This window comes from Streptomyces solicavernae, assembly GCF_029968095.1.
In the GTDB taxonomy this organism is placed as follows: domain Bacteria; phylum Actinomycetota; class Actinomycetes; order Streptomycetales; family Streptomycetaceae; genus Streptomyces; species Streptomyces solicavernae.
In genome coordinates this window covers 55462-70879 of record NZ_JASCIR010000003.1, presented here as the reverse complement: position 1 = coordinate 70879, position 15418 = coordinate 55462, and the positions used below count along the sequence as shown (strand labels likewise).

The following is a 15418-nucleotide window of genomic DNA, read 5'->3' as shown; positions in this document are numbered from 1 at the left end:
GGCCTAGCGGATGTTCGGGTCGAAGGTGAAGATCACCAGCGTGCCAAGGAGGACGGTGAACACCGTCGCCGTGTACAGCAGCATCTTGAGCCAGAAGCGCGTGTTGTCGCGCTCGGCGTAGTCGTTGATGATCGTGCGCAGGCCGTTGGCGCCGTGCAGCATGGCGAGCCACAGCATCACGAGGTCCCAGGCCTGCCACCACGGGGAGGCCCAGCGGCCGGCCACGAAGGCGAAGCCGATCTTGGAGACGCCGCCGTCGAGGACGAGCTGGATCAGCAGGTGGCCGAGGACCAGGACGACCAGGACGATGCCGGACAGGCGCATGAACAGCCAGCCGTACATCTCGAAGTTGCCACGCGTGGCCTTCGGGGTCTTCTTCGTGCGCTTGCGCGGCGGCTCGATGACGGACGCGGGGTTGTCCACGTCGTAGAGCGTCACGTCGTCGGTCTTGGCAGCGGTCGTGTCAGCGGACATGTGCCTCAGCTCCCGAAGACTTCGCGGACGGCGTGGCCGAGGACCGGGTAGAGCGCCCCGACCATCAGCACGAACCAGATGGCCATGACGGTCCAGAGCATCTGCTTCTGGTAGCGGGCGCCCTTCGACCAGAAGTCGACGGCGACGACGCGCAGGCCGTTGAGCGCGTGGAAGAGGATGGCCGCGACGAGGCCGTACTCAAGGAGTGCGACCAGCGGCGTCTTGTAGGTGGCCACGACTTCGTCGTACGCCTCGGGGGAGACACGCACGAGTGCGGTGTCGAGGACGTGTACGAACAGGAAGAAGAAAATGAGGACGCCGGTGACTCGGTGAGCCACCCAGGACCACATTCCTTCCCGGCCGCGGTACAGCGTTCCAGCCGGCACGGAAGAACCCTCCGGGAGCGGGGATTGGGGCCGCGCCGGCTTCTGTGTCGGTTTGGCCCGGCCGGGTACGGTCCACCGGCCGTCCGTCATCGTATCGACCAAGTGTCGGTACGTTCGCCCGGGGTGGTGCGGTGTGATCAAACAGGCACGTACGGGCTATCGGCCGGGCCCGAATCCGGAAATTCCGCAGATTTCTCGGGCTTCCGTGCTTCTTCGGGGCCCTGGCCGCCGAGCCCGGCGACGAGCCGGGTGAGGCGCGCGCGGGCCACCCGGCGCAGCTCGTCGGCGGCGACCACGCGTTCCTCCTCGGCGTCGTTGGCGAGGCGGGCGCGCAGTCCGGCGAGGGTCTGGTCGAGGTGTTCGTCGGGCCGGTACGCCTCCAGGGCGATGACGAAGACATGGCCGAAACGGCTCTCGTACGCGGCGTGCGCGGCGTCGAGCGCGGTGCTCGCGGCGGCCGGGATGCCGGAGAGGTCCGGGCCGTGCGGGTGTTCGGCGGCGAGGGCGGCGGCGCGGTCGGCGGGTGCGAGGTCGTAGGCGGCCTCGTCGGCGGCGGCGAGCAGGGCGTCCGTGGTCGGGTACGGGCGGTGGGCGGCGAGGCGTTCGGCCCAGGAACGGCTGGCGCAGCAGGCGAGGAGCCAGGCGGTCGCCGTGGCGGCCGGGGCGCGGTTGAAGACCTCGATGCCCCGGTGCACGGTGGAGGTGGGGCCGCTGCCGCGGCCCCGGGCCGGTATGGCTCCGGGCTCGGGCAGTTCCTCGGCGCGCGGTGGCTCGGGCGTGTGCAGCGTGCGCTCCTCGGTGCGGCGGCGTGGGTGGCAGGCGCCGGTGGAGGCGGGGCCCGGCCCCGACCGGCGAAGGAGGCGTCACGCTATCGACGCGTGACGGGAGCTGTCCGACGGATGCGCGATATTTCGCCCGAAGTTTCGCTCGGACGGGAGAGTTTCGGTACGTGGTGTGGACGGCCGTCCGGAAACCGATCCGGGGTGCCGGCGCGCATGGGAGGTTGCTCACGTGATGCGGATGATCTTTGAAGCGGTTTCGGGTCCGGTTCCTGGAACTTCGGGTCCGGTGTCTGACATTTCGGGTCCGGTTCCTGGCGCGCGGAGCCACCCGTGAGCGGCCGGCGCGGCCGGCGTGCCGCACGCGGGGGACGCGGGCGCCGCAGGACGGGCGCGATAGCCGCCGGCGCGGGCGCCGCCGTGGCCGCCGTGGTCCTCGCCGTGACCGTCTGGCCCGGCGGCGGCACGAACGACGGCGCGAGCGGCCGTACGGGTGACGGCCCGCCCCCGAAGGAGGCCCGGCCCAGCCCCACGTACCCGATGTCGAAGGCCCCGCAGACGATCCCCGCCGTCGCCGAGCACGAGGCGGCGCGCGGTCCGGGCTGGAAGCCGGGGCCCGAGGGGCAGGTCGTCGTCGCGAAGAAGGACGCGGACGACCTGGCCGACGAGGGGCGGCTGCTCGCCGGCGAGCTGCAGCTGAAGTACGCGGAGGGCGCGAAGGCCGGACCCGGCGATGTCGAGCTGGCCCTGAGCTCGGGCGACGCGGGCGGGGAGGCGTACACCCTGGACGTGAGCGATCAGCGCGTACGGATATCCGCGACCGACGACGCGGGCGTCTTCTACGGCACCCGCACCCTCAAGCAGCTGACGAGCGCCGACGGCACCGCCCCCGAAGGGGTCATACGGGACGCACCGGCCAAGGCGCAGCGCGGGTTCATGCTGGACATCGCGCGCAAGCACTTCTCGGCGGAGTGGATCGAGGAGCGGGTACGGGAGCTCGCGGACCTCAAGTACAACCAGCTGGGGCTGCACTTCTCCGACGACCAGGCGTTCCGGATCGAGTCGGACGACCACCCCGAGGTGGTCTCGGATCCGCACCTGACCAAGGCCGAGGTGCGGCGGATCGTGAAGCTCGCGCAGGACCTGCACATCACGGTGATCCCGGAGATCGATTCTCCCGGGCACCTCGGTGCGGTGATCCGCGCGCACCCGGAGCTGCAGCTCGTGAATGCGAGCGGGGAGCCGGCGCGGGGCGCGGTGGACATCTCGAAGCCCGCCTCCGCGAAGATCGTCGACGAGCTCCTGAAGGAGTACATGGAGCTGTTCCCGGGCGGCTACTGGCACCTGGGCGCCGATGAGTACCGGGCGCTGATGGCCTCGGACCCGGAGGCCTCGTACCCGCAGCTGGCGCGGGCGGCGCAGCAGAAGTACGGCAGCGGGGCGACGGTGCAGGACCTGGCGACCGGCTGGCTGAACGACCGCGCGGACACGGTCCGGCCGTCCGGCAAGAAGCTGAAGGCCTGGAACGACGGGTTCTTCCGCGGCGGCACGGTCGAGGCGGCCGAGGACATCGAGGTCGAGTACTGGACGGGCAAGGAGATCGGCGCCCGTGAGCCGGTGGAGTACCTGGACGCGGGCCGCAAGCTGGTCAACCTCAACGACGAGTACCTCTACTACGTCCTCGGCGAGCCCAACGAGTTCACGTACCCGACCGGCGAGCGGATCTACGAGGAGTGGACGCCGCGGGTGCTGCGCGGCACGCAGCCCGTCGCGGAAAAGTACGACGACCAGATCCTGGGCGCGAGTTTCGCGGTGTGGTGCGATCTGTCCGATTCGCAGACGCAGGCGCAGGTCGCCGACGGAATCCGGATGCCGCTGTGGGCCATGGCGCAGAAGGTGTGGGACGAGCGGAAGCCCGCCATGTCCTGGCCGGACTTCCAGAATCTGGCGAAGCGGCTGGGCTGACGCCGTACTGACGCCTTCGGGTCCGTCGGGTGGATCTCGGTCGCTTTCGGTGGCGAACTCCCTTGCCGGTGTGTTGGATTCAGGTCACGGCTGACCGTCCTGCATGGGGGCAAGGGAGAAGTGGACATGGGCTTCTGGGGGTACTACGTCGTGGGCCACGGCGAGCGGCCGCTGGCGGAGCTGGGTGCGATGGGCGGCGTACGGGACGGGCTCGCGCTGCATGAACAGCGCGCCGACGGCTGGCAGATCTGGGAGGCCTCCGTGCCCGACGTCGGGTCGATGGCGAGGCTCGCCGAGGACTCCGGGGCGCCCGCGCTGTTCGGGTTCGTGATGAACAGCGCGTGCGTGGCGGTCGAGGCCGCGGGGCCGCAGAGCGGGGCGTGGAACGCGTGCCTGGCGCGGGACGCGATGGCGTCCTTCCTCGCGGCCGAGGGCAAGGAGCCGGACGACCTGTTCCTGCCGCCGCGCGACGCGGCCGAGCGGGCGGCGGCCTGGGCCCGGGAGGCGGGGCGCACGCCTGTGCCGGTGGCGGACCTGGTCAAGGTGTTGCAGGCGCCCGCGGAACCGTCGGCGGAGCTGCTGTTCTTCCTGTTCCTGGAACGGCTGGGGCTGCCTCGACGGTGACGATTCGGCCACGGTGGTGACGCTTTCGGCCAGCGGAACGCAGTACAGCGCAGACAGCGCAGCAGCAGGAAGTGCGGCGTCCGCGACGGAAGGCGACACCCCGATGAGCCTGGTGGAACTGATCGCTCAGGCCGACGGCCGAAGTCTGGCCGCGGGCGGTCTCGGCTGCCTGGACCGCTGCCTGCCGCTGCTCGGCGAGGCCGACGACGAGGTGCTGCGCCCGCTCTGGTCGAGCCTGGACGCGGGCGGCGCAGGCTGGGGCGAGGAGCTGGCGCGGGTCCGCGCGGCGTACGGGACTCCGCAGGACGGCTCCGACGGGGACGCCTCCGACCGGGATGCCTCCGACGGGGATGCCTCCGACGGGGATGCCTCCGACGGGGGCGCGGCCCTGGTGCACCGCATGCTGTCGGCCGCCCCGGACCGCTTCCCGGGCCCGGACCTGCGTACCTGGGCGGATGCCTGCTCGGCCGCGTCCCTGCAGATCCACCGGCTCCTCGACGCGACCGGCCCGGCCGACGCCGACGGCCCCCTGACCACCGGCGAACTCCGCCGCCAGACCCGCATCCTGGACCTCCTGGCCACCCCGGCCGGCGGCCTGCGCCAGGCCCTTGCCGTCTCGACGGAGGGCCGCCGGGTCGTCCGCGCGGCGGTGTCGCGGCGGGCGCGGGTGCGGGGGTAGGACTCACGCCCGCGCGCCCTCACGCACGCCCGCGCGCCCTCACGCCCCCCGGCCCTCACGTCCCCGTGGCGTCCCGGCACAGCAGGCGCAGCGAGCCCTCGCCCTCGAAGGTGCGGCGGGCCTCGGCGATCGGGTCCCAGAGCGTGCCGTCCGGGGTGCGCACCAGGTACGCATCGCCCGACTCCTCCCAGACCGCGCCCAGGACGCGGACCAGGACCTCGCCCGCGTACGCGCCGAAGCCGCGCAGCGCCTGGGCGACCGCCTCGTACGGCGGGTCCTCGCGGCGGAGCTCGGCTATCACCCGGTCCACGCTCCACAGGCTCTGCGGGGTGTGGTCCAGGCGGAGGCGGGCGCCCTCGCGGAGCATCGAGACGGAGTCGGCGGCCCAGCGGACGGGTTTCGCGGGCTTGGCGGCCGTTGATTGCAGTGCAGTCACGTAGGCCTACTGCGCGCGGGAGGCGCAGATCATTACCCGGTTCGGGGCGGGTCCCCGGAACCCTCACAGACGCGTCGCACGGTGTTCGCCGAAGTTCGCCGAATCGACACGCGCCCCGAGCGGCGCGCCCCCGAGTGGCGGGCCCCGAGTGGCGGCCGGGGCGCGTGTGACGGCCGGGGCGTGTGTGGCGCTGTACGGATGTGAAGCAGATATGTACGCGACGCCCCCTGCGTGCCGTCGCCACCGCGGCCGTCGCCCTCGCCTGCGCGGCGGGATGCTCCGGCGGACCCACCGATCGGACCGGCCCCGAGCCGAAGCGGACGAAGAGCTCCGCCGCCCCCGTACCGTCCGAGATCCGGCTCGCGGGCGCCCTCGCCACGAGCACCGACGTCCGCGGCTACCGCCTGGAGGACAACGACCAGCCCGCCGTCCGCCCCGAGGCCGACCGCGAGGCCTGCCGCCCGCTCGCCGACATGACCGGCTCCGGCGTCGAGCGCACCCCCGCCGCGAAGGCCTGGGCCAGCCGCTCCTACGGCTCGACCACCGAACGCGGCCTGGCGGTGACGACCAGCCTCTTCTCGTACGAGGGCGACGGCGCGGCCGTCACCGTCGCCGCCGTCCGCAAGGCGCTCAAGGAGTGCGCCGACGGGTTCAGCACCTCGGGCAACAACGGCGGCGCCACCGTGGAGTACGTGGACGTGCGGACCGACGAGGCCCCGGCCGGCGGGGACGAGGCCGTCGCGTGGTCCATGACCGGAAAGGCACAGGGCCAAAAGGTGCCGCTCCGGATGACCGCCGTACGCCAGGGGAACGTCCTCGCGCTGTTCCTCGCGCTTCACCTGACCTCGCCGGAGAAGGCGGAACTGCCGCGGGATCTGTACGACGCCCAGCTCAAGCGGCTGAAGCAGCGGCTGGGCTCGTAGCGGAGAGGGCGGAAGAGAGGCGGAGAGAGGGCGGAGAGAAGGGTGCCGCCAGAGCGCCGCCAGCGATCGGCCGGGGCCGCCACCCCCCACAGGAGAGGCCCCGGCCGTCGCACGGCACGGGCCGCGCGGGCCCGTACTCTCTTCAGCGCCGTCGGCGGGTTTTGTGTCACACCGCTCTGTTACCCGGCAGTTGCGCGCAGTGCAGGCGTGGACGTGGGGGCCATTCACGCCGTAGCGTCTTGTTCCTGCTGGCTGCGAAATGGGCAGGATGAGGGAGTTGTTGGGGGACGACGCGGAGCTGACCGCCGCGGTGCTTGCGGCACAGAACGGTGACGAGACCGCGTTCCGTACTGTGTACCGCACCGTGCACCCACGGCTGCTCGGATACATACGCACGCTCGTGGGCGAGCCCGACGCCGAGGACGTCGCGTCCGAGGCGTGGCTGCAGATCGCCCGCGACCTCCACCGGTTCGAGGGCGACGCGGACCGTTTCCGCGGCTGGGCCGCGCGGATCGCCCGCAACCGCGCCCTCGACCACATCCGGATGCGCGGCCGCCGCCCGGCCATCGGCGGGGACGAGACCGAGCTCACCGGGAAGCCCGCCGACGCCGACACCGCGAGCGAGGCCATGGAGGCGCTCGCCACCGGGGACACCCTCGCCCTGATATCGCAGTTGCCGCAGGACCAGGCCGAGGCCGTGGTGCTCCGTGTCGTCGTCGGCCTCGACGCGAAGAGCGCGGCGGCGACCCTCGGCAAGCGCCCCGGCGCCGTGCGCACCGCCGCCCACCGGGGCCTGAAGAAGCTCGCCGAACTGCTCGGCGCCGACGCCGCCGACGGACTCGGAGCGGTGCCCCCGCAACCCGGCCGAGGCCGCGCCGAACCAGCGCCCAAGTTTCCGGCAGGTGTGACGGATTCGCGTGTGCGGACGCAGAAGGACATGTGATGGCCGACGAGCAGTACCACTGGCTTGATGGGGACGCGGCGGAGCGTTTGCTCAGCGGCGAGCCCCTCGAAGCCGTCGACGATCACGCCCGTGTCCAGGCGGAACGCCTCTCCGCGATGCTCGGCGAGGCCCGCCGCGCGCACCCGCAGCAGCCCTCCGGCACGGCCCGCGGGCCGCACGCCCACGACGGCGAACTCCCCGGCGAGGCGGCCGCGCTTGCCGCGTTCCGGGACGCGCGCGTCGCACATGCCACGCGTGTAGACGCAGCCGCCGCCGCAGTGCCCGGTGGCAGTGCCGGGCGTGGCAGTGCCGGGCGCGGCGGCGCCGCCGGCGTGCTCGGCGACAGCGGCGTGCTCGGCGACAGCGGCGCCGTGCGCATCGGTCCGGGCGGGGGAAAGCCGCGTATGCGCTGGGGAAGACCCGTGCGCTACGGCCTCGCCGCGGCGCTCGCAGCCTGCACGCTCGGCGGGGTCGCGATGGCCGGCGCGGGCGTCATCCCCACACCCTTCGACGGCCGCGAGCCGGGCCCCGGCGCCACGGTCTCCGCGTCGCCGACCGACCCCGGCCCGCTGCTCTCGCCGACGCCGAGCAGCTCCGCGTCGGGCCCCGACGGCGACCGCTCCGGTTCGGCGACGCCGGGCGGCGGCACCGAGGGCGACGCTCCGGGCTCCGGACACCCCTCGCAGGGCAACGGCACCACGTCCGCGCCGGACGGCACCGTGCCGACGCCCACCGTGCCGGCGGCGCCGGGCGAGGCGCGCGAGCGGTGGTACGAGCGCGTGGTCGGCGGCTGCCGTGACTATCTCGCGGGCAAGCCGATGGACGCGGAGAAGAAGCGCCGTATCGAGGCGTCCGCGGGCGGGCCCGCGGGTGTGCGCAAGTTCTGCACGAAGGTGCTAGCCGGCGGCGGCGACAACAGCGGCGGCCGTGACGGCGACGGCAGCGGCGACAGCGGGGGCGACTCCGGCCGGGACAGCGGCGACGGCGGCGACGGAAACGGCGACGGCTCGGACCGAGGCTCCGGGAACGGCGACGGCGGCAACCAGCACGAGGGCAACGGCGGCATCGGCGCGATCGTCACGCCCACCTCGGCGGCCCCCACCTCCGCCGCACCCACCTCCGCCGCCCCCACCATGACAGCCCCCGCCTCCGCCTCGCCCACGGCAACTGTGACGGCGACGGCCACGGCGGGGACACCGACGGCAACGGTGTCACCGGACGCCACGTCGGTGACCGGCAATCCGTGACCGCACCGTGATCAGCCGGGTGTGACAGTTTTCGACAGCCCGGCGCAGTAAGAAGTGAGCCGACTGGTCATCGGCCGCGCGCGAGCCGGGGTTCCCCCCGTACCCCACGGCTCCAGCGCATCGGCGGGGGTGGGACACGTTCCCCCGGTCCCACCTCCGCCCCTCCTTCTCCGGCCGGACCCGCCGCGGCCCGCCCCGGCCATGCCCGGCCCGCCACCCGCCACCCCACTCCACCCCTCACCAGTGGACGACGACCCCACCGTCATGTCCCCTTTGTGGGGTTTCCCGCGTTTATGGGGGTTCCCGCGCATGATGGGGAGCGAACCGTCCCCTGCGTACGGAGGCACAGAGATGGCGCGCGAGTCCGAGTCGGGTCTGCCCGTCGAGCCGGTCTACGGCCCCGAGGCGCTGGCGGGCTGGGACCCCGCGCGGCAGTTGGGCGAGCCGGGCGCGTACCCGTACACACGGGGCGTGTACCCGGCGATGTACACCCAACGGCCGTGGACCATGCGGCAGTACGCCGGGTTCGGCACCGCCGCCGAGTCCAACGCCCGCTACCGGCAGCTCATCGAGCACGGCACGACCGGTCTCTCCGTCGCCTTCGACCTGCCCACCCAGATGGGCCACGACAGCGACGCCCCGCTCGCGGCCGGCGAGGTCGGCAAGGTCGGTGTGGCCGTCGACTCGCTCGACGACATGCGGACCCTCTTCGACGGCATCCCCCTGGACCGCGTCTCCACCTCGATGACGATCAACGCCCCGGCCGCCCTGCTGCTCCTGCTCTACCAGCTCGTCGCCGAGGAACAGGGCGTCCCCGCAGGGCAGTTGACGGGCACCGTGCAGAACGACGTACTCAAGGAGTACATCGCCCGCGGCACGTACATCTTCCCGCCCGCGCCCTCGCTGCGGCTCACCTCGGACCTGTTCCGCTACTGCGGGGCCGAGCTGCCGAAGTGGAACACCATCTCGATCTCCGGCTACCACATGGCCGAGGCCGGCGCCTCGCCCGCGCAGGAGATCGCGTTCACGCTCGCCGACGGCATCCAGTACGTCCGTACGGCGCTCGCCGCGGGCATGGACGTGGACGACTTCGCGCCGCGCCTGTCGTTCTTCTTCGTGGCCCGTACGACGCTCCTCGAAGAGGTCGCCAAGTTCCGCGCCGCGCGCCGGATGTGGGCCCGGGTGATGAGGGACGCGTTCGGCGCGCGGAATCCGAAGTCGCAGATGCTGCGCTTCCACACCCAGACCGCCGGGGTCCAGCTGACCGCGCAGCAGCCCGAGGTGAACCTGGTCCGGGTCGCCGTGCAGGGCCTCGGCGCGGTCCTCGGCGGCACCCAGTCGCTGCACACCAACGCCTTCGACGAGGCCCTCGCCCTGCCCACCGCCACGTCGGCCCGCCTCGCCCTGCGCACCCAGCAGGTCCTCGCGTACGAGACCGACGTGACGGCGACCGTCGACCCGTTCGCCGGGTCGTACGTGGTGGAGCGGATGACGGACGACGTGGAGGCGGCGGCGCTGCAACTCATGGAGCGGGTCGAGGAGTTGGGCGGTGCGGTCGCCGCGATCGAGGTGGGCTTCCAGAAGGGCGAGATCGAGCGGAACGCGTACCGCGTCGCGCGGGAGACGGAGGCGGGGGAGCGGGTGGTGGTCGGCGTCAACCGCTTCGCCTCGGAGGCGGAGGAACGGTACGAGCCGCTGCGCGTCGACCCGGCCCTGGAGGCCCTGCAGGTGCGCCGCCTCGCCGAGCTGCGGGCCTCCCGGGACGGGCGGGCGGTCGAGGCGGCCCTGGCGGCGCTGCGGGAGGCGGCGGCGGGCGAGGCGAACACCCTGTACCCGATGAAGGAGGCGCTGCGGGCCCGGGCCACGGTCGGCGAGGTGTGCGGGGTCCTGCGGGAGGTGTGGGGGGCGTACGAGCCTACGGAGCGGTTCTGAACAGTTGCCGGTGCGCGTCGTCCGGTATCCGGAATACGCTGTCCCGTCCGCCCGGCTCCGTGCGAGACTCCGCGCATGTTCGGTGTCATAGACCTCCCCACGTACCTTGCGGGCCTGGCCCTGATCATCCTGCTGCCCGGCCCGAACTCCCTGTACGTCCTCTCGGTGGCGGCCCGGCGCGGCGTACGCACCGGGTACCGGGCGGCGGCCGGCGTCTGGTGCGGGGACACGGTCCTCATGACGCTCTCCGCCGCCGGTGTCGCCTCGCTGCTCCAGGCCAACGCGCTGCTGTTCGGCATCGTGAAGTACGCGGGCGCGGGCTATCTGACGTGGATGGCGGTCGGGATGCTGCGGGCGGCGTGGTCGATGTGGAAGTCCCGGCGCGAGGAGCGGACCGAGGGCGAGCCGCAGCCGGTGGGCTCCGACGAGCGGCCGTTCCGCCGGGCCTTCGTGATCAGCCTGCTCAACCCGAAGGCGATCCTGTTCTTCATCGCGTTCTTTGTTCAGTTCGTCGACTCGTCGTACGCCTACCCGGCGCTCTCCTTCGTCGTCCTCGGCGCCTTCGCCCAGCTCGCCTCGGTGCTGTACCTCTCGGCCCTGATCTTCAGCGGCACGAAGCTCGCCAACGCCTTCCGCCGCCGAAGGCGCCTCTCGGCTACGGCCACTTCGGCGGCGGGGGCGCTGTTCCTGGGGTTCGCGGTGAAGCTTTCGCTGGCTGGTTCGGGGGCCTGAGGGGGCGCGCGCCTACGCGTACACCCCTGCTCCGCTCGAACGGGTGATCCCATGCCGTTTCTCTGCGGGCCCGGCTAATCTCGAAGCACAGTGATCCCCGAGAGGAGGGCGCCATGGCTGTGATGGAGCACGAGATGACGCTTGCTGATGCTGCCGAACGCCTTTGGGACGTGCTGCCCGGGCACCGGGTGGAGATCCTCAACGGGAGCATTGTTGTGACACCGCCGGCTGATGGACCGCACCAGGAGACGCTCACCGAACTGATCGTGGCGTGTCATGAAGCAGGCGGGAAGCAGGCCGGTCTCAAGTGCCTGCCAGGCGTCGGCCTGTGGTTGCCCACAGGCCGAGACGACTACGCCATTCCGGACTTCGCCCTGCTGGACGCCGACTACAGGGATGCGCTGGTCGAGAAGGACTGCTACGCGCCCCACGTCTTCCGGATGGTCCTGGAAGTCACGTCGTCGAACTGGGCGAACGACCTCGTGACCAAGGTCGAGACGTATGCCGAGGCCCGGGTCCCTGTGTACGTCGTAGTAGACCGCAAGCACGGCCATGTGCTGGTTCTTTCAGACCCGGACGGCAAGGAATACCGCACGTCCTCGAAGTGCCCCCGAGGGGCCAAGGTGCGCCTGCCCAAGAGCATCGGCATCGAGTTGGAACTCGACGCGGACACCCTCCTCGACGGCGAAGCCTGACCCCGGAGGAAGCTCACCTCCCCGTGAGCTTCCTCCGTATCAACGGCGTCCCCCACTCCTCCACATACCGGTTCAGCAGCCGCGCAAGCACCAGCATCGCCACGATCGTCAGGGCGAACGTCGCCCACGACGGCAGGCCCAGGCCGCGGTGCAGGGCGGCGACCGAGACCCAGCCGAGGTGTTCGTGGACCAGGTAGAAGGGGTACGTGAGGGCTCCCGCTGTCGTCAGCCAGCGCCAGTCGACGCGGTTCAGCCAGCCGAGGGCGATCGCCGCGACCGCCACGTATCCGAGCGTCACGACCGCGATGATCGCGAGCGACGAGCGGTACGAGAAGAACTCCGGGTTCGGCGCGTGCCACAGCCGGTCCACCGCGTAGTGCTGCCCGATCAGCCAGCTCACGGCGACGATGCCCCAGGCCGTGACGTCCCGGCGGTCCCGGTGGACGAGGTAGAGGCCGATGCCGCCGATGAAGAACGGCGCGTACTCCGGCATGAGGACCAGGTCCAGCACGGGCCAGTTCGCCGCCTCCGCCACCGCCGCCGCCAGCGTCCACACCGCGCAGAACAGCACCACCCGCTGCCGGTTCGCGCCCGGCAGGACCACGCACAGCGCGAACAGGGCGTAGAAGCGCAGCTCCGCCCAGAGCGTCCAGCACACCCCGAGCACCCGGTCCACGCCGAGCGGCTGCTGCAGCATCGTCAGGTTCACCAGGGCGTCGCTGGGCGAGACCGCCGCGTACGTCACCGGGGGCAGCGCGAAGACCGCCGTCACCAGGACGACCGCCACCCAGTAGGAGGGGAACAGGCGCGAGACGCGGGACGCGAAGAAGGAGCGCAGGGGCCTGCCCCAGCCGCTCATGCAGATCACGAAGCCGCTGATCACGAAGAAGATCTGCACGCCGAGACAGCCGTACGCGAACCACTCGTGCGCCGTCGGGAACTGGACCGCGGGCGAGCTGCCCCAGGCCTCGCCGATCTCGCCGTCCCGACCGCCGTAGTGGTACGCGGCGACCATCAGCGCGGCGATCAGCCGGAGCCCGTCGAGGGCGCGCAGGCGGGAGGCGCGGCGCGGGGCGGGCGGCTTCGCGAGGGCGGGCGCGGGCGTGGGCAGGACCGCGGGCGGCGCGCTCATCCGAGGGCTGCCCGCTTGACCGCCCGCGCCCGGCGGGCCACGCGCCGCACCGTCGCATTGCGCGGGATGAAGCCCAGCTGGCCGGGGACACCACCCGGCAGGGCGAGCGAGGTGAGCCGACGGCGCTTGAAGTAGCGCCAGGTGTGCGCGTTCAGGCGGTCCGAGAGGTACGCCTCGGCGGCCGGGCGCAGCGCCGGATAGATCTGCGGCTGCATCGCGAAGCCGACGGCCTCGACCAGGCCCTGCAGGTCGGGCGTCTCCTGGTGCTGGGCCTGCACGGCCGCCTTGTCGGTCAGCTCGGGCACCGTCGCGTCGACGATCGTGACCGGCACCCGGTTGCTGTTCTGGTACGGGGTGAGCCGTTCGAGCAGCACCTCCGTGCCGATCCGCGCGACCGGCAGGCCGTACAGCGCGGACGCGGTCAGCAGCGCCGTCGAGAAGCAGCCGACGACGAGGGCGGGCTGCATCCGCTGGTACAGGACCTCCGCGAGGACCGGCTCGTCCAGGACGGTCAGCTCGGCGCCGAGCCGCTCCGCCTCCTGCTCAAGCTGGCGCGACCAGCGGGCCGGCGCGCTCGGGTGCGGCTTGAACACCACGCGCTCGTGGCCGAGTTCGAGGGCGCCCTTGAGCATCCGGACGTGCAGCCGCTCCTCCTCCTCGGCGGTGAGGATGTCGAGCGCGGAGAGGTACTGGCCGAGCAGCAGCGCCGGGTTGCCCTCCGGCACGTCCAGGTCGGGTCCGGCGTCGGCGAGTTCGGCCAGGACTTTGGTGAAGGTGTCGCCGGGCACGATCTCCGGCTCGACCCCGAACTCGGTGAGCAGGAGCGGCTTCAGGCCCGGTACGAGGTCCAGGTGGAGCAGGCGGTCGATGCGGGTGCCGACCAGCGGGTCCAGCTTGTTGCGGGTGGGCCCGTAGCTCATCAGGCCGTCCGCGTACACGTCCACGGGGGCGCCGGTGAAGATCTGGGTGAGTGCGAGGGCCGGGTTGACCTGGATCGACTCGACGACCAGGTGGACGGAGTCGTCGCCGAGGTCCCACAGCATCCGCAGGTACCGCTCCCACAGCGGGACGTCGTCGCCGCGCGGGGCCCAACCCCCGGGGTGGAAGGGGGAGATGGCCGCGTTCCAGGACAGCACCCCGTCGAAGCGGCCGCGCAGCTGCTCGAAGCCGGGCATCGTGTCGAGCGCCGGGGCGGTCTCCGGGTTGGCCGCGTTGTTGCTGATCAGCAGCAGGCGCCGGGCGGCGGGCGGGAAGCGGTCCGCGTCCAGGGCGGCGGCGAGGGTGGCGGCGCCGTACAGCGTGGAGGCGAAGAAGATCTGCGTGGTTCTGCGGCCCCCCGTCGACGTGTGCGAGGTCATCACGCGGCCACCTCCGCCGAGACCGGACGGCGGCGCAGCCGGCGCAGCCGGGTCGCGCGCTTCACGTCCATCGAGTCGAGCGCGTCGTCGAGTACGTCCTGCGGCATGCGCTTCAGTGCCGCGGCGCTCAGCGAGCGCAGCTTTCGGGCCACGGGAGGTTCAAACCTTTCAATGGATCCCAGGTGGTGGGAAATGATCGCGCAGTACGTCCGCACCGCTTTCGGCAGCAGTTTCTCCGCGTCCCGGTCAGCGGCGGTTTCCCGTACCACCTGGTCGAACGCCCGAATGAAATCGAGCTGCCGTACGTCCCCGATCTGGGTCAGCGAAGAAGCCACCCCGCGCCGGTAGTAGACGCCCAGATGGCCGAGCACGGCCATGGATTCGGCCTCGCGGTGCAGGCGCCAGATCCATGGCCGGTCCTCGGCCGTGCGCAGTCCGTCGGTGAAGTGCAGCAGGCCCCTGTCGACGAGCCGGCGGTGGTACATGCCGGCCCAGGCGAACGCGTAGTCCACCGAGGTGGAGCGGTCCGCGGGCAGGATGAGCGAGCGCGGGTCGAGGGCCACGCCGCGCCGCCCGTGCGGCACCCGGTGCACGCTGCGCGCCCGCGCGGTGCACTGGACGTGGTCGGTGCGCACGAAGTCGACGCCCAACTCCTCCATGTCGGCGAGGAGTCGGGGGTAGTACCCGGGCGCGAGCCAGTCGTCGCCGTCCAGGAACGTCAGGTACTCGCCCTCGGCGGCGTCGAGGCCGGTGTTCCGGGCCGTGGCCAGGCCGCCGTTCACCTCGTGTCGTACGTATCTGACCCGCGCGACGTCACAGAGCTCGCGCTCGGCCCGCCGCAGGATCTCCGGCGTCTCGTCGCGCGAACAGTCGTCGACGAGAATGAATTCGAAGTCGGCACGCGCGTTGTCCCGCAGCGATCTCAGGGTGTCGGGCGCGTATTGCTGCACGTTGTAGAACGGCACGATGACGGAGAGCTTAACCACGCAGGGGACGTTAGGTGTCCGAGCGCCATTCGTCTCGACCGCAAGTGGGCCGGTGGGTGAACGACGCATGGCGGAATGGTTAACCGGCCTTTCTCGCGGGCCAGTTGGCCGTTCGGCGGTCTGCTGT

16 protein-coding genes are annotated in these 15418 nt (G+C 72.0%); 9 read left to right on the top strand and 7 right to left on the bottom strand.

The window, feature by feature from the left end; genetic code table 11:
• Positions 1-3: 3 nt before the first annotated feature.
• From QIS99_RS05165 to QIS99_RS05155, 3 genes are all read right to left on the bottom strand, one after another.
• Complete coding sequence (locus QIS99_RS05165; RefSeq protein ID WP_282510926.1) at positions 4-474, bottom strand: succinate dehydrogenase hydrophobic membrane anchor subunit; 471 nt, start codon at positions 472-474, stop codon at positions 4-6.
• Positions 475-479: 5 nt separating this feature from the next.
• Complete coding sequence (gene sdhC, locus QIS99_RS05160) at positions 480-860, bottom strand: succinate dehydrogenase, cytochrome b556 subunit (RefSeq protein WP_282510925.1); 381 nt, start codon at positions 858-860, stop codon at positions 480-482.
• A 137-nt stretch (positions 861-997) separates the two neighbouring features.
• Positions 998-1555: a 2-oxo-4-hydroxy-4-carboxy-5-ureidoimidazoline decarboxylase gene (locus tag QIS99_RS05155; protein ID WP_282510924.1), complete on the bottom strand. Its 558-nt coding sequence runs from the start codon at positions 1553-1555 to the stop codon at positions 998-1000.
• A gap of 417 nt (positions 1556-1972) precedes the next feature.
• Here QIS99_RS05155 and QIS99_RS05150 point away from each other — a divergent pair, with 417 nt between their 5' ends.
• From QIS99_RS05150 to QIS99_RS05140, 3 genes are all read left to right on the top strand, one after another.
• On the top strand, positions 1973-3604 hold the full coding sequence (locus QIS99_RS05150) for a beta-N-acetylhexosaminidase (protein WP_408909484.1): 1632 nt from the start codon (positions 1973-1975) through the stop codon (positions 3602-3604).
• A gap of 126 nt (positions 3605-3730) precedes the next feature.
• Complete coding sequence (locus tag QIS99_RS05145) at positions 3731-4228, top strand: hypothetical protein (protein ID WP_282510923.1); 498 nt, start codon at positions 3731-3733, stop codon at positions 4226-4228.
• Positions 4229-4331: 103 nt separating this feature from the next.
• On the top strand, positions 4332-4907 hold the full coding sequence (locus QIS99_RS05140; RefSeq protein ID WP_282510922.1) for a hypothetical protein: 576 nt from the start codon (positions 4332-4334) through the stop codon (positions 4905-4907).
• Between the two features lie 55 nt (positions 4908-4962).
• Here QIS99_RS05140 and QIS99_RS05135 read toward each other — a convergent pair whose 3' ends face one another.
• Positions 4963-5343: a hypothetical protein gene (locus QIS99_RS05135; protein ID WP_282510920.1), complete on the bottom strand. Its 381-nt coding sequence runs from the start codon at positions 5341-5343 to the stop codon at positions 4963-4965.
• Between the two features lie 200 nt (positions 5344-5543).
• Between QIS99_RS05135 and QIS99_RS05130 the strand changes: the two genes are divergently transcribed.
• The 6 genes from QIS99_RS05130 to QIS99_RS05105 all read left to right on the top strand — a co-directional run bounded on the left by QIS99_RS05130 (position 5544) and on the right by QIS99_RS05105 (position 11815).
• Entirely contained in the window at positions 5544-6266 is a 723-nt protein-coding gene (locus QIS99_RS05130; protein WP_282510918.1) for a hypothetical protein, read from the top strand.
• 277 nt (positions 6267-6543) lie between these two features.
• Entirely contained in the window at positions 6544-7209 is a 666-nt protein-coding gene (locus QIS99_RS05125; RefSeq protein WP_282511396.1) for an RNA polymerase sigma factor, read from the top strand.
• The gene (locus tag QIS99_RS05120; RefSeq protein WP_282510916.1) at positions 7209-8456 is read left to right on the top strand and encodes a hypothetical protein; all 1248 of its coding nucleotides are present in this window, start codon (positions 7209-7211) and stop codon (positions 8454-8456) included. Before QIS99_RS05125 ends, QIS99_RS05120 begins: the two co-directional genes overlap by 1 nt.
• A 351-nt stretch (positions 8457-8807) precedes the next feature.
• On the top strand, positions 8808-10388 hold the full coding sequence (locus QIS99_RS05115) for an acyl-CoA mutase large subunit family protein (RefSeq protein ID WP_282510914.1): 1581 nt from the start codon (positions 8808-8810) through the stop codon (positions 10386-10388).
• Positions 10389-10463: 75 nt separating this feature from the next.
• Complete coding sequence (gene leuE, locus QIS99_RS05110; RefSeq protein ID WP_282510912.1) at positions 10464-11120, top strand: leucine efflux protein LeuE; 657 nt, start codon at positions 10464-10466, stop codon at positions 11118-11120.
• Positions 11121-11233: 113 nt separating this feature from the next.
• The gene (locus QIS99_RS05105; RefSeq protein ID WP_282510910.1) at positions 11234-11815 is read left to right on the top strand and encodes a Uma2 family endonuclease; all 582 of its coding nucleotides are present in this window, start codon (positions 11234-11236) and stop codon (positions 11813-11815) included.
• A gap of 13 nt (positions 11816-11828) precedes the next feature.
• On the opposite strand, the gene QIS99_RS05100 is transcribed toward QIS99_RS05105, so the two are convergent.
• Genes QIS99_RS05100 through QIS99_RS05090 form a run of 3 tightly spaced genes read right to left on the bottom strand, consistent with a single transcriptional unit; the run spans position 11829 to position 15291 of the window.
• Complete coding sequence (locus QIS99_RS05100; RefSeq protein ID WP_282510909.1) at positions 11829-12947, bottom strand: acyltransferase family protein; 1119 nt, start codon at positions 12945-12947, stop codon at positions 11829-11831.
• Entirely contained in the window at positions 12944-14305 is a 1362-nt protein-coding gene (locus QIS99_RS05095; RefSeq protein ID WP_282510907.1) for a polysialyltransferase family glycosyltransferase, read from the bottom strand. Before QIS99_RS05095 ends, QIS99_RS05100 begins: the two co-directional genes overlap by 4 nt.
• The gene (locus QIS99_RS05090) at positions 14305-15291 is read right to left on the bottom strand and encodes a glycosyltransferase family 2 protein (RefSeq protein WP_282510905.1); all 987 of its coding nucleotides are present in this window, start codon (positions 15289-15291) and stop codon (positions 14305-14307) included. Before QIS99_RS05090 ends, QIS99_RS05095 begins: the two co-directional genes overlap by 1 nt.
• Between the last annotated feature and the right edge of the window lie 127 nt (positions 15292-15418).